Origin of the sequence: Alteromonas sp. W364, assembly GCF_031846205.1 — a bacterium.
GTDB lineage: Bacteria > Pseudomonadota > Gammaproteobacteria > Enterobacterales > Alteromonadaceae > Glaciecola > Glaciecola blandensis.
The window spans coordinates 357121-376954 of sequence record NZ_JAVRID010000002.1; the positions used below are offsets into that span (position 1 = coordinate 357121).

Genomic DNA, 19834 nt, shown 5'->3' on the forward strand with positions numbered 1-19834 from the left:
CTCTTTGACATTAAAGGGGTGAGCAAGTATACTGCGTGCCGTTTTTCTGTTTGGTGAACAAAATTAAATGATAAAACAACGTACTATCAAAGAATCTGTTAAAGAAACAGGTATCGGATTGCACAAAGGACGCAAGGTAACCATGACCTTGAGACCCGCGCCTGCAAATACCGGTATTGTGTTTCGTCGCGTTGATTTACAACCTTATGCAGATATCCAAGCCAAAGCTGATTCAGTCGGCGATACTATGCTATGCACATGTATTACGAATGAAGATGGCCACTCCATACACACAGTTGAGCATTTAGCTTCTGCACTGTCTGGACTTGGTATAGATAATATTATTGTTGAAGTGGACAGCCACGAGCTTCCAATCATGGATGGCAGTGCGTCTCCGTTTATCTTCCTACTCCAAAGTGCCGGTGTGCAAGAGTTGGATGCCCCTAAAAAGTTCATCAAAATAACCAAAACAGTACGCGTTGAAGACGGTGATAAGTGGGCTGAATTTCGCCCGCATGATGGCTTTAAAGTGAATTTCGAAATTGACTTTGAACACCCAGCGATCGCTGCAAGCAGACAGAAAGTCCAACTCGACTTCTCCACAGACTCCTATGTCGACGAAGTTAGCCGAGCGAGAACCTTCGGTTTCATGAAAGATTTAGAACTCATGAACTCTATGAACCTCGCGTTAGGCGGTAGTATGGACAATGCCGTTGCGTTAGATGAATACAGAGTATTAAACCCTGAAGGTTTACGATATTCAGATGAATTTCTAAAACATAAGATACTAGACGCTGTTGGTGACCTTTATTTAGGCGGCCACAGTCTTATTGGCGAGCTTGTTGCATATAAAACAGGGCACGGTTTGAACAATAAGTTATTGAATGCAATACTCAATGATGCGAGTGCATGGGAATACGTTGAGTTTGAAAATGAAGAAAGTTTGCCCATTCGTTATATTGAACCTTCACTAGCTTTCTAGCAAAGGTCTTATAAAACAAAGGGTAGCGCTACATTTCGCTACTCTTTTTTATTGGGTATTATATAAGATAACTAGGTGTCTTATAGAAAATTCACTTGTGCCGATAACCTAGGTAGACTATAAGTCATAAAAGTCGCCATCAATCTTTTTGTTGGCGACACCAAAATGCCGACAATGGCTTTTTATAAAAACGAAGCGATAAGGTTTTATCCTTCAAAGTAAACATATTAAATAGGTCGACGAGAGTAAAATGAGTTTTACAATCCTATATAAAGGCAAGAATCGCCGATTTGCGAAGCGGATATCCGCTCGTAAGTTGTTGAGCCTTTCTGTGATGGCTTCTTTACTCTTCCTTATTTCTAGTCGCTCTACAGAATCAGTCTATGAAAACCATGTGAGAGTCAACGTGGTGAAGACGGGGCTTGAAGAACAAGCTAAGCTGGTTCAACAACTACATACAAATACTGAGCAACAGTTAGGTGGCATTGTCAATCAGTTGGCTACCTTGCAAAATCGCATCAATCAGATGGAGACGCTCACTGCTACGATGGCAGAGAATGCCGGATTAAACGCAGAAGACTTTACCCTTGGCGAAGAAATGAAAGCACTTGACCTCAATGAGGTGTCGCTAACAAATCAGATTGCGAAGATGTCTGATACTCTAGATTTTAAAATTCAACAACTCACAGCCCTTGAATCTTTGATGATGGGCCTCAATATAGAACAAGAGAGTGAGTTAGGCGGACGTCCTGTAGGTAAAGGATGGCTGTCATCTTATTATGGCGTGCGAAAAGACCCGTTTACAGGTCGACCAGCAATGCACAAAGGCATCGATTTCGCAGGCAAAGCCGGAGACGATGTCATTTCTACAGGTGCTGGCGTAGTAACTTGGTCCGGCGATAGATATGGATATGGCAAATTAGTAGAAATTGATCATGGTAATGGTCTTAGAACAAGATACGGACACAACGCCGACTTAACTGTTGAAGTAGGCGATGTAGTAACAAAAGGTCAAACGATTGCAGTCGTTGGTAACACAGGTCGCTCTACAGGTGCACATGTGCATTACGAAGTCTTGAAGAACGGCCAGCAAATCGACCCACTTCCGTACGTTTACCGCTAACAATCCCCCTATCGAACATTATTGTTCAAATGCTGGTCAACTACATACAAGCTCACCAACTTGCGCTTAGCTAAGTGGCATAGAACGCAGAAAAAGCGCTCTTTTGTTATGGATAGCCTAGGTTTTATAGTTTATTCGTCTCATAATTGTTATTATGTCGGCGTTTTTTATTTTAGTCATTTTTGGAAAATCAAATAGCATGTTTGCAAGCATTTTTAAGAAAGTATTTGGCAGTCACAACGACCGGTTACTCAAAAAATTAAAAAAGACAGTTGTGGTGATAAATGGTTATGAGCAAGCATTTGAAGCCCTATCTGATAACGAAATACAAGCTAAAACCACTGAATTCAAAGAGCGCCTAGAAAAGGGTGAATCTCTTGAAAAGATTGCACCAGAGGCCTTTGCTATCGTTCGAGAAGCGAGTAAGCGTGTATTCAATATGCGCCATTTTGATGTTCAAATGAAAGGTGGTTTAGTTCTACATCAAGGCAAGATTGCTGAAATGAGAACGGGTGAAGGTAAAACCTTAACGTCTACCTTACCAACGTACTTAAATGCGATTACCAATAAAGGTGTTCACGTAATTACCGTGAATGATTACCTAGCTAAACGTGATGCTGATTGGAGCAGACCGTTATTTGAATTCTTAGGTTTAAGCGTTGGCTGTAATATTCCGGGTATGAATCCAGCTGAAAAACGTGAAGCCTATCAATGTGATATCACCTACGGTACTAATAACGAATTTGGTTTCGATTACTTAAGAGACAATATGGCGTTCAGTCCACAAGATCGTGTACAACGTCCGCTGCACTATGCGGTGATCGATGAAGTAGATAGTATCTTAATCGATGAGGCGAGAACGCCGCTAATTATCTCTGGTGCAGCTGAAGATAGTTCAGAATTGTATCGAGAAATTAATAAAATTATTCCTGAGCTTCAGCAACAGGAAAAAGAAGACGAAGAAGACAATATTGGCGATGGTCACTACACCATTGATGAAAAAGGGAAGGACATACACCTGACCGAAACGGGTCAAATCTATGTAGAAGAGTTGCTCAAGAAACACAAAATGCTGGAAGAGCATGAGTCTTTGTTTGCAGCAGCCAATATCTCCCTGTTGCACCATATTAATGCCGCATTGCGCGCCCACAAGCTGTTCTCAAAAGATGTTGATTACATCGTGAAAGGCGACGAAATAGTCATTGTCGATGAGCATACTGGTCGTACGATGGAAGGTCGTCGTTGGTCGCAAGGTTTGCATCAGGCAGTTGAAGCAAAGGAAGGCGTTAACATTCAAAATGAAAACCAAACGCTTGCCTCTATTACATTCCAAAACTATTTCCGCTTGTATGAAAAGTTAGCTGGTATGACAGGTACCGCCGATACAGAAGCGTTCGAATTTCGTCACATTTACGGTCTAGAGACGGTCGTTATTCCAACTAACAAGCCGATGATCCGTGATGACCGCGCAGATAAGATCTATTTAACGGCAGCTGAAAAATATGACGCCATTGTGCAAGATATTTTGTCATGCGTTGAACGTGGACAACCGACGCTTGTAGGTACCGTATCAATTGAGAACTCTGAGTTACTCTCTTCAGTGTTAAAGAAAGCGAAGATTGAGCACAAGGTACTCAATGCAAAATTCCACGAACAAGAAGCGGATATTGTAGCAAACGCGGGTTTACCCGGCGCGGTGACAATTGCAACCAACATGGCCGGCCGTGGTACTGATATTGTGTTAGGTGGTAACTTACAAGCTGAAATTGATAAGCTGAAAAAGCCTACCGAACAACAACTCGAGCATGTCAAAGCCGAGTGGAAAAAACGTCACGATGCTGTTTTGGCTTCCGGTGGTTTGCATATCATCGGTACAGAGCGACATGAGTCGCGTCGTATCGATAACCAATTAAGAGGACGTTCAGGTCGTCAAGGTGACGCAGGTTCATCACGTTTCTATCTTTCTCTCGACGATGCTCTTATGCGTATCTTTGCCTCTGAAAAAATGGGCAACATGATGAAGCGCTTGGGTATGGAGAAAGGTGAGTCGATTGAACATCCTTGGGTATCTCGCGCTATCGAGAATGCACAGCGCAAAGTAGAAGGACGTAACTTTGATATACGGAAGTCTTTGCTTGAGTATGATGATGTTGCTAATGATCAGCGTAAAGTTATCTATGAACAACGTAACGAACTGCTTGATGAAGGTGATATTGGAGCGACCATTGCTAACATTCGCAAAGATGTTGTCTCTGACGTCATCGACCAATACATTCCGCCACAATCCTTAGACGAAATGTGGGACATCAGCGGTTTGGAAGAACGCTTAAGAAGTGATTTTTCAATCGATTTGCCAATCCAACAATGGCTTGATGAAGACGATAAATTGTTTGAAGAGAAGCTGCGTGAGCGTATCGCTGAAGACGTAGACAAGGCCTACGCCGAGAAAGAAGAAGCGGTAGGTGCCGATGTTATACGTCAATTCGAAAAAGCGGTAATGCTGCAAAGCTTAGATAGTTTGTGGAAAGAGCATTTGGCCGCCATGGACCATTTGCGTCAAGGCATTCATTTGCGTGGTTACGCGCAAAAGAACCCGAAACAAGAATACAAGCGTGAGTCTTTTGAGTTGTTTTCTCAAATGCTTGATACCTTGAAGCTTGAGGTGATCAGTATTCTTAGCCGCGTGCAAGTTCAACAGAAATCAGATGTAGAAGCGGTTGAAGAGCAACGCCGTGCAGCTGACGTTGAGAAAAAGTTCGAGCATGAGTCAGCAAGCGCGACCGAAGAGAAACCGCAAGCTGCAGTGCAGCGCTCTGGACCTAAAGTAGGGCGTAATGATCCATGTCCTTGTGGTTCGGGGAAAAAATATAAACAGTGCCATGGTAAGTTGTCGTAAGACTCTTGCCTAAGTATCTTTTGACTACGTTAAGAGAGCAGAAGTGAAACAAATTCATGTAGCAGTAGGTGTCGTTTGTAGAAACGACACCTTTTTTGTTTGTAAGCGCTCGGTGGAACAACATCAGGGCGGTAAGTGGGAATTTCCTGGTGGTAAGGTTGAAGCTCATGAAAGCGTCGAAGAGGCACTCACGCGTGAGCTAATGGAGGAAATTGGTATTAAGCTAATCTCGTCCGAAAACCTCATCGAGATAGCGCATGACTATGGTGACAAGCGAGTATTGTTATCTGTGCTTATAGTGGATGCGTTTACAGGCGAACCCTATGGAAAAGAAGGCCAAGACAGTCAATGGGTAGATTTATCGGGTTTGGCAAGCCTAGATTTCCCTGAGGCGAACCAGGCAATTATTCAAGCGCTTGTTAAGAGAGCCCAATCGTAAACTCAATTTTAATATTCAAACACTGAGTGGAGTCTGTCATGGTAAAGAGGAATGCGGCTATCGCGTCGCTCATCGTTGGTTTATTGCTAAGTGCCCTAGCTTACTTGTTTTACGCTAACTCTCAAACCTACTTATCTACCGCGAAACAGGCCACTGGGTTTGTTACTGAAGTGCAAGCATTCACTGAAAAAGACGAGTTGTCTTATAAGGTCTATGTTACGTTTGACTCAGAAACGAGAAAAGACGTGCGCTTCGTTTTCGACATTGTGAAAGACAAAGACGCATTTACGGTAGGTCAGAGTATCGACTTAGTCTATAGCCCACATGTTAACGAAACCGCCGTCGAGACCTCATTTTTCGACTTGTGGGGTTTCGCTATCTTGTTCGCTAGCATTGGCTTTGTCAGCTTACTCGCTGGCCTCTTTCTGTTGTTTTCCAGGCATTCTGAACAGTAAGCTATAAAGCACGGGCACCACGCCCAGCGTTAGCAACGAGCCAATACCAAGTCCAAAAGCTAAGGCAGAGGCCATGCCAAAAAACAGCGCATCTTGGCTAATAATTAACGGTAACAAACCTAATATGGTGGTGACTGTCGACATGACGATCGGGCGTAGTCTGCGCATACATGCCTCTACTAAGGCTTCATACTGATCGTCCTGCTCTTTCCTTTCTATATCAATGCGATCTATCAAAACGATGGCATTATTCACAATAATACCAGCCAAAGCATATAAACCTAGGATGACCATAAAGCCAAAGTTAGCTTGCACCGTCAGCAAACCAAGCACTGCGCCAATGAGGATAAGGGGAACAGTTAAGATCACGATGCCAGCCCGGCGTAAGGAGTTGAACTGTGCTATTAATACCAGCATAACAACAGCCAAGCATAAGGGTAGGTTAGCATTTAGTGAGGCTTGAGATTCTTTTGAATCTTTTACTACACCATCAAATTCAAGGCGATGAGCTGGAGGAAGCTTGGCTCTAATTTCGTCAAACTGTGGTTCAAGTAGCGGAACCATATCTTCTGCGGTCATGTACAAGTTTTTAGCTTCGATAGTCACGGTTCTGAATAGATTCTCTCGAGCAATGCGCGCATATTGCGGGGTAAAACGAATATCGGCTACTTGCTCTAAAGGCACGTTAATATTGCGTTGTGCAGAATACACATTAATGTCATAAATACGACTCAAATCGAAACGGTCTTGTGCTTCACCACGGATCAGGATCGGGATAAGATCGTCACCTTCTCTAAACTCAGAAATAACACGACCAGAAAAGAAAGTTTCTAATGATCTCGCGATATCGGCTGAAGTGAGACCTGCTCTTTTTGCTCTAGCTTGGTCAATTTGCACATCAAGCTGAATCACCTTATTTTCCCAGTCATTCTTAATTTCAACAGTACCGTCTAGCTGTCTAAATATCTCCTGAATTTCAAGTGCAGTTTTATAGATGAAGTCTTTGTCTGGGCCGATTACCTGCACATCAATTTTGTTGGAATCGCTCGGACCTAAGAACATCTTGGTCACGCGCGCATTCACTTGAGGAAAGTGTTCAGCGAAGTCTTCACGAAGTTTCGCAATGGTTTCATCTTGGTAACGCCTATCACTTAGGTTCAGCATGATGAAAGACTTACTGGCTTCGGGTGTGATTGGCGTAAGCGATAAAACAAAACGAGGCCCGCCAAAACCACCGTAGGCGGCATAATTATCTACATGAGAATAACGCTCTTTATTATCCAATTTCGTGAACACATCATTTAATACGGCTTCCGTTTCTCGCATCGATGAACCTGCAGGAAGATCAATATACGCGAGTACTTGTGCTCGGTCTGAGTCAGGGAAGAACTTAACGGGAACGGTGCTCATCGCCGCCCCGGCACCAATAAAGAGCAGCACGGATAATATGATGGTGAATGCCCGATACTTCAGGACAAAATGCAGAATACTTTTATACGCGGGATTAAGTAAATCAAAGAAACTAGCGACTTTGGCTTGCAAAACATTTGGCTTTTTAGTCCCTTTGTCCCTGATGAATAAATAACACAGAAAAGGAGTGACCATTAAGGATAATAACCAAGATGTGAACAAGGAATAGATAATGACAATAGACACCGAACGCGTGTATTCGCCTGAGTCACTTTCAGCTAACATTAGTGGGAGAAATACCAACATGGTTGTTGCCGAAGAGGTTAATAAAGGTATCGCTAAGGAACTGCCGATATTCGACACAATGTCTCTGCGCTTTTCACCATTCTCCAAACGCTTCTTGAAGTCTTCTGCAACGACTATCCCATTATCGACGAGTAAACCCAATGATATGATTAAGGTTGCTAAACTCATGCGTTCTAGGGCCATACCGCTGAAGTTCAATATGGCCAGCACAATTAATACGACGGCAGGAACGATAGCACCAACGATAATCCCAATACGAAACCCTAAAAACAAGATAACCACCCCAAGGACGATTGCGAGGGTTTGAATCACGTTCATGGATACACCATCGACAGCAGCATTCACCTGGTCTGCTTGCCGGGTGATCACATTTAAGTAGATACCGGCTGGCATCTGCTGTTCAAGCTCCTTAATCATGGCTTCAAGCCGAGGACTGAATTCAGTGACGCTGTAAGTGTTATTCTTTGCTACCGCAAGCACAATTGCTCTCTTGCCATTAAAATAAGCGGTTTGAAAAGCTGGGTCTTGAGTTGTTCGGTATACTTTTGCAATATCTTCAAGGTGAATGGTACTGGTTGAGTTGGGTAGGGTGAAAATGACTTCACGCAAAGATTGGATATTAGAGAAGTCACCGCTAGGCACTACATTAAAACTCTTTCCACTCAAGTTGATGGTGCCGCCAGAACGCAGCACATTCTGCTGTTGTAATGTATCTATCAACTGATTTGGTGACAGCCCTAGTTGCGCCGCTTTCACATCAGATACTTCAATCACGATGTTTTCTTGTTGCGCGCCCAGAATATCGACTGATTGCGTGCCCTCTACGGTATACATCATGTCCCGAGCATGTTGCGCCATGTCAAACATATCGCCCATGGAAATACCATCATCGGCCTGCAAGGCTACCGTCAAAATAGCAACGTCACCAAAATTATCATTGATGATATGATCTTGCGTGCCGTCAGGAAGTTGATTTTGAACTTTATCTAATTCATTTCTTACCTTGTCCCATATTTGGTCTAGGTCAAAAAAGCGGTCATATAAGTCAACATAGACAACGGAAGTTCCCTGCATCGAAATAGACCGAATCTCTTCAACTTCATCAACATTACGCACGCCTTCTTCCACCGTCTTGGTGACAAGCAGTTCTATCTTTTCAGCGGGCATACCGGGGAAGTTAGTCGTAATCACCGCTTCACGGATTTTTATTGAAGGGTCTTCCTGCGCAGGCAAGGTAAAATAAGAAATACCACCAAAAATCATCAGTGATAAGACTAGAGTCATAATAAGTCGGTTGTATTTCAAACCAATGTCGGAGAGATTTAACATACAGCTATCCCTTATTGGTTATATATACGGGTTTCGGTCTCAACTACGGAAACGCGTTGTTTGTCGCGTAGGAAGTCTAAACCAGTGCGTACAATGCGTTGTTCTGCTCGCAAGGACGCTTGATCCTGGATACGGATCACTGCGCTATCTGACTTTAATTCCATAATATCGATAAGTGTTTTATGCACTTTTAAGTCATTGGCTTGGTTCTCTGTCGGCTCAATGAGATAAATAAACGATTCTTTCCCATCGGTACTAAAAGCACTGAGCGGAATGTCAAAAAGCGCTTCATTGTCATAATCAGATTTTACTTGCAGTATCAGTTCAGCCGACATGCCGGGATAAAACCCTTGATGATTTTCATCAAAGGTAACCGTGATAGGAAACGCATTGGCTACAGATGCTTGTGCGCCAATTTCGCTCAATGTTGCAGGGAAGCTTTGCTTAGTATCGATTGATGGTACCACAACGCGCACTTTATCAAATAAACTCACTTTACCAATTAGGCCTTCTGGGATGGCGGCACTGACTTCAAGCTTCGCATTGCCTTGAATACTTAATACAGATGAGCCAGCTACAATTTGTTGCGATGGTTCAACCATTCTCGCAGAGACTCTGCCCGCATAAGGAGCATGCAGTTTTGTATCTGAGAGGTTTTCCTTGGATAGCGCTAAAGCACTGCGTGCTACTTCTACTCGTTGCTGTGCAATGTCGTAGCTGGCTTTTGCATTATCTAAAGCGGCCTGGGCCACTAAACCTTGCTTTCTTAGCGTATTATTTCTCTCGAAGGTTTGTTTAGCATCAGTGAGCGCCGCTTCAGCCTCACCTAAGTTGCTTTCATTTTGTTTAACCGCTAGCACATAGACAGCAGTGTCCAACTCAGCTAATAACTGACCCTGTTCAAATGATTGGCCTAGATCGACATGCATTTTGGCAACAACCCCAGTAACCTCAAATGATATTGATACAGCATCGGCGGCCTGAATCGTTCCGGTTAAGTGTCTTTTACGTCCCTCAGAGGCGGGCACTAAAACAGTTGACCATACTTTTTTTCCAGCAGGCACACCTTCACCAGCCGATGTCGACTCGCTAGCGTCGGTCTCAGATTTGCTACATGCCGATAACACCATCACCAGAATGACCACTACACCGAAACCCATTTTAATTTGCATGACTACGCCTTTTATCATCTCCAAGCAGGAAAATAGAGCCTTCTTGGACAAATTTATAAACCAACATTTGCACTTTCTAAAAGTGTACTGTACTGTACAGTACCATCTATTTTGATGAATGTCATGAGAATCAAAAATTTTAATCACAAGCTCCTATTGGGGTTCTTAAAAGAGGAAGAAGCGTGAATGAGCAGTAGAACAGCGCAAAGTAGAATTTTAGAGACCGCACGCACACTATTTCTTCAGCATGGGGTTGCTGCGGTCACTACTGATATGCTGGCTAAAGCCGCTAAAACTTCAAAGATGACACTGTATAAGTATTTTCCGAATAAAGATGAGTTGCTTGAGGCTGTGGTCGAAAAGGAAGTGGCTAGAATTTATGAGCCTACAAGGGTCGAAATTAATAATCGTCAAGATTTTAAAAAGGTTTTACACTCTTTCTGCACTAATCTCTTAGATATTATCTTTGACCCGCAAATTGTGCGTTTTGACCAGTTAATGATCAGTCAGGCGCTAAGCAATCAAGAGATGTCGAAAGCACACTACAACCGCTGTTATTTACCTACAATAAAAGAGCTTGTTCGTTTAATAAGCGTTGGAAAGAAGCAGGGTTATATTACGAAAAAACAATCATCGAATGTGCTAGCAGACATTGTTATTTCGTCAATTTCTGGCTTAACTTACACCCGAGGCTTGATGGGATTTCAAATCGATAACGAAGATGTTGGTGTGAAAGTCAAACAGGTATTGGATACGCTGTTCGACATTTAGATTAAATCCGAGTGAGCTTGGCTAAAGCGAACGCGATATTAAGGTGATAGTAAGCTGCCTCTCCAATAAAATGTGGGTATACAGCATCTTCACCCTCCCATAATATTTCTTGATGTTCAAAGCTCAGAAACGCAGGTGAGCCGTTACTCAGTTTATGAAAGTCTTTCCAATGGAGATCCGGGTGAATCATCGCCGTTTTGTTGTTTTCATCGTCAAGTGGAAACATCACTTCTTCGCTTAAGCGAAAAGCGTCAACTTCAGGATTCTCAACATTACCGGCCTGAGTGTTCCATGTTTCACAAAATGCCAAGATAAGACGTGTCATTTCTTCTGTTTGCAAATAAGCGTCTGGGCATAGTACCCCTTGAGCTTGTGGTCCCACTTCAATCATCAGGCCGCGTTTGCCCACCGTGCACAAATAGGCATGCTGTTTCATTGGACATTGGTCCTCAATGAGGATTATCGCTTCAGGCATATTGATTTTAACAAAGCGAGCCAACTGAGTATGGAAAGCATCGCTTTCTAATATAATGAGCGTTGGGCCCATATTGCTTGTCGTGTTATGAATATCAATGATTAAATCAATGCTGGATTCGTGTTTTGGGCCGTACTTAGTATTAAACTCAATTGCCAATTGATGCTCTAAACTCTCACCGGCGAGCCAAGATAACTTCTCTTGACTGAATTGACGGTTGAGGTCTTCTTCAACATAACGCGTGCGTTTGGCCACTGCCATTTTGTTCACTATTAAGGTGTCTATACTCAATGTTGTCGGGTTTGCAAAAACCTTCTCAGCAATTGACGGCTGTCGCTTGATATTGTTTAGCAGTTCAATGCCGGACAATTCATTGCCATGCGTACCAGCGGTAATGAGTACTTTTGAGATCGGTTCAAAAGGAGATGAGTTCATAGTGATGATGGGCTGCTCTTAATTATTGAAAAAGTCTTTTTCTTGTTTAGCGATCATAGCTTCGATATCTTCAATATCGATTTCTGGTACCGGAGCTTCAGCATCTTTATTGGCTCCGCTTGGAATTGCATTTTCTTCGTTTGCCCATTGACCTAAATCGATCAATTGGCATCTTTTCGAACAGAAGGGACGGAACTGGTTGTCGCTTACCCATTCGACGGTTTTCTTACAAGTGGGGCAATTTACGTTCATGCTTACTCTTTTTTATTGCTACTGATGGTTGGTTAACAGCGGACGTTATTTTTATAATAATAGTTTTTATCACTAACAACACGCAATTTCAAAATTGATATTATCGCTTACGCTACCCGAAGAACCTTCTTCCGGAACTAAGTGCATAAATCGAATGCCGTAGCGATATTTATTGCCGCTCAGTACAGGGTAATAGCCCTCGCTATTGGCACATCTAAGGCGAATTAAATCAATTTTATCGGTTACCACGCCTTGATAAAAGCCGTTGTTTGCAACGACCTGTTCGTATTGATTCCGCTCTCTCAAAAATTGCATGAGTAAGGTGATATTTTGGCGAACTAGACCGAGTTGCTGCACCCACATGTGAATATCTTTCTCGCGGACTGCTTTGGCTTGTTTCAACCAGCAAAATAAGTGAGGCAAATCAAAGCTCATGGCGCCACCAGGAATTGAGAAACGCTGGCGTATACTTGCTAAAAAACGGTCATCTTTTAAGCTTGAGCCGAGCTTATTAGTGCGCTTTAACTCGGATAGCAATTGGTGCAGTTTTTTTAGCGTCTGTTCTAAGGCTGCGCTGTCGATGTTGGGATGCTTTGACCAATGGACAAGGTTTTTTTCATGCACATCAATATCGCGAATGAAATCAGTTCGGATATCGAGTCTTTCAAGAAGGTCGAGCAAGGTAAAAAGCACGTCAAAAAAATAAAGGCTTTCATATTCACTATCGAATTCAGAGGTGTGATCGAGTTGCTTAAAAAGCTGTTCTAATCGCAAATAATTTCTCACCTTTTCACAAAGTGGGAATTCGTAAATTGCGATTGGCATTCAGGTCTCCTTTAAGCTCGATGTCCGTTTAGACAGAGTTTACAGGTTTTTGTTCATAATGTTTAGACAATGTTGCTCGAGAAAGAATGTATTTTGCATTGTCTATTATGCAATTGGACAATGCCGAGATACTCAGTATGACCTTTGCAAGCGTGTTAATAGGCCAGTTGCAGATAGTATTCGTGCAACTGTTTGACTTGTTCCTCTAAACGATAGATATCTTTGTCATTATAGATAATGTCATGGGCGACTTTGAGTCGTTGTTCACGAGTCGCTTGGGATTGCATAATGCCCTCGATGACAGACTTACTGCTGTTGTCACGAGCCATGGCTCGCATCAACTGTAATTGTTCGTCAATATCGACTACTAAGGTTCTATCAACAATTTCATCCAACTTATTTTCAATCAATAAGGGGACGCTTAAAATACAGTAGCGTGATTTTGCTTGTGCAGTTTGTGCCAGCATTTGCTCACGGATCATTGGATGTAGGAGGGCATTCAACCAAGCTTTGTCTTCTGGCTGAGAAAATACGATTTCGCGCAAAGCTGGTCGGTTAAGTTCGCCGTTTTTCAGCAGTATTTTGTCGCCAAATCTGGCAGCGATTGCTTGTAACCCTTTTGACCCTAGCGCAACAACGTCACGTGCAATCACATCGGCATCGATAATATCAATCCCCAGATCTGCAAACATATTACTGACGGTGGTTTTACCTGAGGCGATGCCGCCAGTTAATCCGATAATTAGCGAACTCATATTTAGTCTGTCCCTGTTAGCCTAAATTCTACTTACGTAGACTATATTACCGTGTGCCCTAATTACCTAGCAATGATTCTCTTGTTGCTGCCTTAGTTTTGGCCTTGCGAATTATACAAAACTCGATAAGTACCAATCTGCAATCGCATCACCATATAGCATGGTTAACCATCCTGCGGCAGCGAGATAAGGGCCAAAAGGAATTGCAAGATTGCCATCTTTGCGTTTGATGAACATTAAGCTAATGCCCACAATCGCACCGACAACAGAGGATAGTAGAATGACGATAGGCAAGTGTTGCCAACCAACAAAAGCACCGATGGCGGCGAGTAATTTAAAATCGCCGTATCCCATGCCTTCTTTACCGGTGAGTAATTTAAAACCCCAATACACTGACCATAAACTCAAATAACCGACCATTGCGCCTATGATTGCATCTACGGGGCTGATGGTTGATTCAAAACAACTAATGCCTAAAGCTACCCACAACATCAATAGAGTGAGTGAGTCAGGTAAGAGCATTTTATCTAAGTCGATAAAAGTCATTGCCACTAATAACCATGTAGCAAAGATAAAGGCAAATGCGGTTAAGCCCCAGCCCAGTTGAAATGCAACTAAAGCGGAAAGGACTGCGGTTAGCAGTTCTACAGCCGGATACCTCGCTGATATTGGCGTTTTGCATCCACTACACTTTCGGCCAAGTGCAAGCCAACTAATTACCGGGATATTTTCCCAAGCGCGGATTTTGTGCTTGCAGTTCGGGCAAGTTGAATCTGGTTTGATAAGGTTGAAAGTGGCTTGTTGACTAGGCTCTTTATCTGGGTTTTGCGTGAGTTCTATATCGCGTTGCCATTCTCGCTCCATCATAATAGGGAGGCGATAAATAACGACGTTCAGGAAACTGCCAACCAGTAGGCTCACAATAAAGGTGCACACAATGAATGCTGTAGGTGAGTCGGCAATCAATTGAATGATAGCAATATTTTCCATGAATAAATTCCAGATAGTAAATGATTTGTGCCAGTTTTAGGTAGTTGCTCTGACGGGCTTCTAAACAGTATATCGCCTGTGCAGTGCACTTACATTAAGGATTTTTATATTGTGAGTGTAATGGTTTGGTCGAAAATAAAAAACCAGCACAAGTGCTGGTTTTTAGATTCCAAATTTGTGACTTATACCACGTTACCCATTTCGAATATGGGCAAGTACATTGCCACAATCAGACCACCGATGACCACGCCAAGTACCGCCATGATCATAGGCTCAAGTAGGCTGGTTAAGCCGTCGACCATATCGTCAACTTCCGCTTCATAAATGGTAGCAATTTTATCTAGCATGCTGTCAACCGAACCAGATTCTTCACCGATGGCTATCATTTGCGTCACCATATCGGGGAAGATATTTGTTGCTCGCATCGCGACGTTCATTTGTAAACCGCCCGCTACTTCTTTTTTCACGAATAAAATCGCATCACGAAAAACTGCATTACCCGACGCGCCAGCAGCAGAGTCAAGTGCACCAATTAAAGGAACACCTGCAGCAAAAGTAGTTGACAGTGTACGTGTGAATCTAGCAACCGCTGCTTTTCTCAAAATCTCACCAATGACAGGGATCTTCAGAATCATTTTGTCGACTTTATCTCTTAGGTCAATTGACTTCGAGTGGGCTTTCTTAAAGAGTACTGCGCCAATAACAACCGCGACTCCGACGAAGGGGCCATAGTCTCGCATCATGCCCGATAGACCAATTACCATCTGGGTAAATGCAGGTAATTCAGCGCCAAAACCATTAAAAATTTCTTCAAACTGCGGTACCACAAATATCAATAGAATGGTGGTTACGATAAATGCCACGACCAAAACGGCGATAGGATAAAACATCGCTTTTTTGATTTTCGATTTCAGCGCTTCTGCTTTTTCTTTGTATAGTGCTATTCGATCATAAATCGTTTCTAGTGCACCGGATTGTTCGCCGGTCTCAACCAGGTCACAGTATAAATCATCAAATTTGTCAGGATGCTTACGTAAAGCGGAAGATAAGGGGTTACCTGATTTAACCTCATTGCCAATACTGTTCAGCAATTCACGCATAGAAGGATTGGCATGGCCTTGGGCAATCATGTCAATACTTTGAATAAGGGTAACACCTGCGCCAAGCATGGTCGCTAGCTGACGGGATAATACAGCAATGTCTTGTGCGGTGATTTTTTGCTTGCCACCAAACAAAGGTTTGGCAACTTTTTTTACTTTTGTGGCTGAGACACCTTGTCTACGAAGTAAGTTTTTTGCTTCATGAAGCGAGCCTGCGGTAATTTCACCTTTACCAGACTTTCCGCCCTTGGTAGTGCCAACCCAAGTGAATGTTTCTGCTGTTTTCGCCATGGTAATCTCTACTTGTGGAGTGTTGAGACAAAAAAGCCCAGTTAAACTGGGCTTTGAAACTTAGTTACTAGCCTTTGATTAGCAAAGAGTAGTTGGGTTACAGGTTGATACCCAAGTCACTTTACCGTTCGCATATGTTGCGTCTAGTAAGAATGTAGCTGGAGTTGAACCGTCTGCTTGGTAAATTTTAGAATTTACAGAAGCCGTCGCAGTGATGTCACCGTCAGTAGTTGTCATTAGTACACTGTCATTTGTCACGCCAGCACCGCCAGAAACGATGTTAGCAGGGATGCCTTCAGCACCACCGTCACAATCTGTGATTGCGCCATTGATTTGAGCACATACTTCAACAGCTGATTTTGCTGCTGCAGTTGCATTCGTTACTTCAGTGAACTTCGCTTTCTCTGTGTAACCTTGGTAAGCTGGTAACGCGATAGCTGCAAGAATACCGATGATTGCTACAACGATCATTAGTTCGATTAGTGTAAAGCCTTTTTGAGCTGAATTTTTCATGTTAAATCTCCGAGCGTGGTCAACGCGTTTTAAATATTTGTTTATGATTAGTTAAAAAGGTAAGTGCGGTAATTGCTTACCTCCTTAACCTCGAGACCAAGTATAAGAGGAGAGATTCATATGTGAAGTATGCAGGGGCATACTCAAGTCTTTGTTCCTACACATCCAAATATACCTAACAGTGACATGAGGGTATTTTGAGGAGCCTTAACTATAGGTGATTAACGATAAATCTATCGCGTTAACGTGCTTAGTTAATGCCCCTGAAGATATATAATCCACGCCTGTTGCAGCCAATTCTTGTAGTCTTTCAATCGTAATGTTGCCAGACACTTCTAGCTTACATCTTTGTGCATTAATAAGAACTGCTTCTTCGATCAGTTTTGTTGAAAAATTATCTAACATGATGGTGTTGACACCCGAATTTATCGCTTGACGAAGTTCATCAAGATTTTCAACTTCCACTTCAATTGGTAGGCCCGGGTACATCGATTTTGCTTTGGAGACCGCATTCTCTATACCTTTGCATGCATCAATATGGTTTTCTTTAATGAGGAATGCGTCGTAAAGACCCATTCGATGATTGACACCGCCTGCGCATGCAACCGCATACTTTTGTGCTTGACGCATTCCTGGTAGGGTCTTACGAGTATCTAAGAGCTTGGTTTTACTGTGTTTTATTGCGTCAACATATAAAGCTGTTGTGGTTGCAGTTGCGCTTAAGGTCTGCAAAAAATTCAAAGCGCTGCGCTCAGCTGTCAAGATGCTTCTTGCGTTTCCAAGAATGTTAACTAAGGTTTGGTCGCATTCTACGCGCTCACCATCTTTGCATAGCCACTCTAATTGCACAGAGGGGTTAACTTGTCTGAATACTTCATTTGCCCATTCTATACCACATATTACAGCTGGCTCACGGGTGATGATTTTTGCTTGCATCTGTGTGTCTGCATCAATCAACATTGCAGTAATATCGCTTTGAGCATCAATTTTCCCGCCTAAATCTTCTAGCAGAGCATCGGTAACTTGGCGTGGAATATCGATTTGAAATTGTTTAATCAGTGACATATGGCTTCTTTTATTCTTTTTTTGGATGCGTTAAGCGGGTTATTGACGTAAATAATCAGACTACAATGTGGAATATTACTTGTTTCATCTTTATAAAGGAATATAAGTGCGCACTTTCTTGTTAAACATCTTGGCACTTATTTACTTGGCTCATATACTTACTTTAGTTCTGCTGATAATAGTTGTCCAATAACGCAAGGATATCCAATGACACTGATTTCACTTTTGATTGTAATGGCACTCGAAAGGGTGACTTCTAAAGCACCCGAATGGCACGTTCATGCTCTAGTTGGCCACTATATTCAGTTCTTGCAATCGCGCTCATGGTTTAGTCAAACTGCTTCCTTATTAAATGTATTGCTAATAATAGCGGCTCCCGCGGTGCTATTAATACTGATCGATCACTTAATCAATAATGGTTTCTTCACTTTTTTGCTACAGCTACTCACCTTGTGGGTTTGTCTAGGCTGTCCTATTACCCGTAAAAATTACAAGCGCTATTTACAAGCGGCGACAAGAAAAGATTTTGAGGCTTGTTCCTTACACAGTATTTCATTGGGAAATGAAGACGGCGATCTCACCAAAGTAGGTCGGCAACTCGTATTTATTAATTATCGCCAGTACGCTGCAGTTATCATTGCCTTTGTCATTTTCGGCGTGCCTGGTGTCGTGTTTTATTCAATTGCAAAAGAACTCCAAATATTCATGCATAAAATGAGTTCGTGTAACCCAGATAACATGCTTGAAGAAATTGACGACGAAGTGTTGGGCGAATGCAAAAAGGATAACGCTGAACTCGCAATCGATAAAGTGATGCATGTGATTGATTGGGTACCCGTTCGCTTAACAGGTTTAGGTTTCTTAATTGTGGGTCACTTCTCACGCGCACTTTCATTATGGCTTCCTTTATTGGTAGATACTAAAACCACATCTAAAGATGTTTTGGTGAGCGTTGCTGTTGCCGCTGAAGAAGTGGAACCTGATACACAAAACTGTATTGATGAACCGTGTATTTTAGTGAGGCTGGTAAAGCGAAATGTGATGTTTATGTTGGTGGGAGTATCCTTGCTCACAATGGTCGGAGCAGTCGCATAAACAGCATTTTGTTTCTATCATTGTAGAATTATATAAAAGCAAAAGTTCATGAATAACAATGACTTTTGCTTTTTTTTTTGCCTGCAAGTTACACATTTAAAAAGCGTTAGCGTAAATAAAAATAGGCACTCAACAGTCTATTAGTTGCGACAGTACTTGTTCAAATGCAAAAAGTTGCTTACACTAGTTTGGTTAATTGGTATTACCATTGAGTGTTTAGTAACATTTTTATTTACATATCAATTCAACAAAACACGACTAAATTTGGCCACGAGGCGAACACTTGCACACAAGCATTAAACAACAAAAGCTGTCTGATGTTATTACCGAACGTTTAGAAACGATGATTCTAGACGGTACATTGGTGGCGGGTGAAAAGTTATTGCCAGAGCGTTTGCTCGCTGAAAAATTTCAAGTTTCTCGCCCTTCTTTGCGAGAAGCTATTCAAAATCTCCAAGCTAAAGGTCTTATCGAACGCAAACAAGGTGGCGGTACTTTTATCACTCAAAACCTGAGTGCGAAAATGACTGATCCCTTATTAGCACTCGTTGGCAGTAGACCAGAAACGCAATTTGACCTACTTGAATTTAGACACGCACTGGAAGGCATGGCTGCCTACTATGCTGCACTGCGTGGTCAGCCAGAAGATTATCAAGCATTGAACAATGCCTTGAATAGCTTACCGAATACATCAACAGACAGTAAGCAAGAAGCCATAGCGCTAGTTGAGTTCTACTTAACCATGGCAAAGGCTGCCCACAACATGGTGTTATTACATGTGATGCGCAGTATGCAAGGTATGCTGGTGGAGAACATTCAACGTAACTTAGAAATGTTGCGAGGTGGTGCCGATGTCGAAGCTCAAATAAGAGAGCAACGTCATGCCATCGTAAAAGCCATTAGTGCTCAAGATCCTGAAGCCGCAAGAAAGGCGAGTAATCAGCACTTAGGATTCGTAGAGAGTACTCTTTTGGGTATAAACCAACGAGATATCAAATTACAACGCGCTATGCGCAGAATTGCAGTAAAAGAGAGCGGTGACATCGCGTCATAAATCTCTGATGAATATAAGTTCCGGTCGATTGGTTATTTGCGACTAAATAACCGACGCTCGGATTTTTTATAGGTAGTTAAACGGGAAGTGGCTCAAACGAG

The 19834-nt window shown here is 42.5% G+C and carries 18 protein-coding genes; 8 read left to right on the forward strand and 10 right to left on the reverse strand.

Going from position 1 to position 19834, the window contains the following annotated elements:
• The first annotated feature begins 67 nt into the window (after positions 1 to 67).
• The 5 genes from lpxC (at position 68) to RM556_RS04390 (ending at position 5895) form a co-directional block, all read left to right on the forward strand.
• A complete protein-coding gene (lpxC, locus tag RM556_RS04370) occupies positions 68 to 982 on the forward strand; it encodes a UDP-3-O-acyl-N-acetylglucosamine deacetylase (RefSeq protein WP_311362027.1) in 915 nt (304 codons plus the stop codon).
• Between the two features lie 250 nt (positions 983 to 1232).
• On the forward strand, positions 1233 to 2105 hold the full coding sequence (locus tag RM556_RS04375) for a M23 family metallopeptidase (protein ID WP_311373937.1): 873 nt from the start codon (positions 1233 to 1235) through the stop codon (positions 2103 to 2105).
• Positions 2106 to 2304: 199 nt separating this feature from the next.
• The gene (gene secA / locus RM556_RS04380) at positions 2305 to 5001 is read left to right on the forward strand and encodes a preprotein translocase subunit SecA (protein ID WP_311373938.1); all 2697 of its coding nucleotides are present in this window, start codon (positions 2305 to 2307) and stop codon (positions 4999 to 5001) included.
• Between the two features lie 43 nt (positions 5002 to 5044).
• The gene (gene mutT / locus RM556_RS04385; protein WP_311373939.1) at positions 5045 to 5440 is read left to right on the forward strand and encodes an 8-oxo-dGTP diphosphatase MutT; all 396 of its coding nucleotides are present in this window, start codon (positions 5045 to 5047) and stop codon (positions 5438 to 5440) included.
• Positions 5441 to 5478: 38 nt separating this feature from the next.
• Positions 5479 to 5895, forward strand: a complete 417-nt coding sequence (locus tag RM556_RS04390; protein ID WP_311373940.1) for a DUF3592 domain-containing protein — start codon at positions 5479 to 5481, stop codon at positions 5893 to 5895.
• On the opposite strand, the gene RM556_RS04395 is transcribed toward RM556_RS04390, so the two are convergent.
• Positions 5848 to 8940 (reverse strand): efflux RND transporter permease subunit, encoded by a 3093-nt coding sequence (locus RM556_RS04395; RefSeq protein ID WP_311373941.1) that lies wholly within the window; start codon positions 8938 to 8940, stop codon positions 5848 to 5850. The two genes, RM556_RS04390 and RM556_RS04395, sit on opposite strands and share 48 nt — an antisense overlap.
• Positions 8941 to 8951: 11 nt before the next feature.
• Positions 8952 to 10112, reverse strand: a complete 1161-nt coding sequence (locus RM556_RS04400; RefSeq protein WP_311373942.1) for an efflux RND transporter periplasmic adaptor subunit — start codon at positions 10110 to 10112, stop codon at positions 8952 to 8954.
• Positions 10113 to 10298: 186 nt separating this feature from the next.
• Here RM556_RS04400 and RM556_RS04405 point away from each other — a divergent pair, with 186 nt between their 5' ends.
• Positions 10299 to 10883 (forward strand): TetR/AcrR family transcriptional regulator, encoded by a 585-nt coding sequence (locus RM556_RS04405; RefSeq protein ID WP_311362034.1) that lies wholly within the window; start codon positions 10299 to 10301, stop codon positions 10881 to 10883.
• 1 nt (position 10884) lies between these two features.
• On the opposite strand, the gene RM556_RS04410 is transcribed toward RM556_RS04405, so the two are convergent.
• From RM556_RS04410 to nadC, 8 genes are all read right to left on the reverse strand, one after another.
• Positions 10885 to 11793 (reverse strand): aspartoacylase, encoded by a 909-nt coding sequence (locus tag RM556_RS04410; protein WP_311362035.1) that lies wholly within the window; start codon positions 11791 to 11793, stop codon positions 10885 to 10887.
• A gap of 18 nt (positions 11794 to 11811) precedes the next feature.
• Positions 11812 to 12045: a DNA gyrase inhibitor YacG gene (yacG, locus tag RM556_RS04415; protein WP_311362036.1), complete on the reverse strand. Its 234-nt coding sequence runs from the start codon at positions 12043 to 12045 to the stop codon at positions 11812 to 11814.
• 72 nt (positions 12046 to 12117) lie between these two features.
• Positions 12118 to 12870 (reverse strand): cell division protein ZapD, encoded by a 753-nt coding sequence (zapD, locus tag RM556_RS04420; RefSeq protein ID WP_311362037.1) that lies wholly within the window; start codon positions 12868 to 12870, stop codon positions 12118 to 12120.
• 155 nt (positions 12871 to 13025) lie between these two features.
• Positions 13026 to 13625 (reverse strand): dephospho-CoA kinase, encoded by a 600-nt coding sequence (gene coaE / locus RM556_RS04425; protein ID WP_311362038.1) that lies wholly within the window; start codon positions 13623 to 13625, stop codon positions 13026 to 13028.
• Between the two features lie 111 nt (positions 13626 to 13736).
• Positions 13737 to 14615: an A24 family peptidase gene (locus tag RM556_RS04430; protein WP_311362039.1), complete on the reverse strand. Its 879-nt coding sequence runs from the start codon at positions 14613 to 14615 to the stop codon at positions 13737 to 13739.
• 182 nt (positions 14616 to 14797) lie between these two features.
• A complete protein-coding gene (locus RM556_RS04435; protein ID WP_311362040.1) occupies positions 14798 to 16006 on the reverse strand; it encodes a type II secretion system F family protein in 1209 nt (402 codons plus the stop codon).
• Positions 16007 to 16084: 78 nt separating this feature from the next.
• Positions 16085 to 16519, reverse strand: coding sequence for a prepilin-type N-terminal cleavage/methylation domain-containing protein (locus RM556_RS04440; protein ID WP_311362041.1), 435 nt, complete (start codon positions 16517 to 16519; stop codon positions 16085 to 16087).
• Positions 16520 to 16726: 207 nt separating this feature from the next.
• A complete protein-coding gene (gene nadC, locus RM556_RS04445; protein ID WP_311373943.1) occupies positions 16727 to 17584 on the reverse strand; it encodes a carboxylating nicotinate-nucleotide diphosphorylase in 858 nt (285 codons plus the stop codon).
• A 207-nt stretch (positions 17585 to 17791) separates the two neighbouring features.
• Between nadC and ampE the strand changes: the two genes are divergently transcribed.
• Together ampE and RM556_RS04455 are read left to right on the forward strand one after the other, a co-directional pair.
• On the forward strand, positions 17792 to 18679 hold the full coding sequence (gene ampE / locus RM556_RS04450) for a beta-lactamase regulator AmpE (RefSeq protein ID WP_311362043.1): 888 nt from the start codon (positions 17792 to 17794) through the stop codon (positions 18677 to 18679).
• Positions 18680 to 18974: 295 nt separating this feature from the next.
• Entirely contained in the window at positions 18975 to 19733 is a 759-nt protein-coding gene (locus RM556_RS04455) for a GntR family transcriptional regulator (RefSeq protein WP_311362106.1), read from the forward strand.
• The last annotated feature ends 101 nt before the right edge of the window (positions 19734 to 19834 follow it).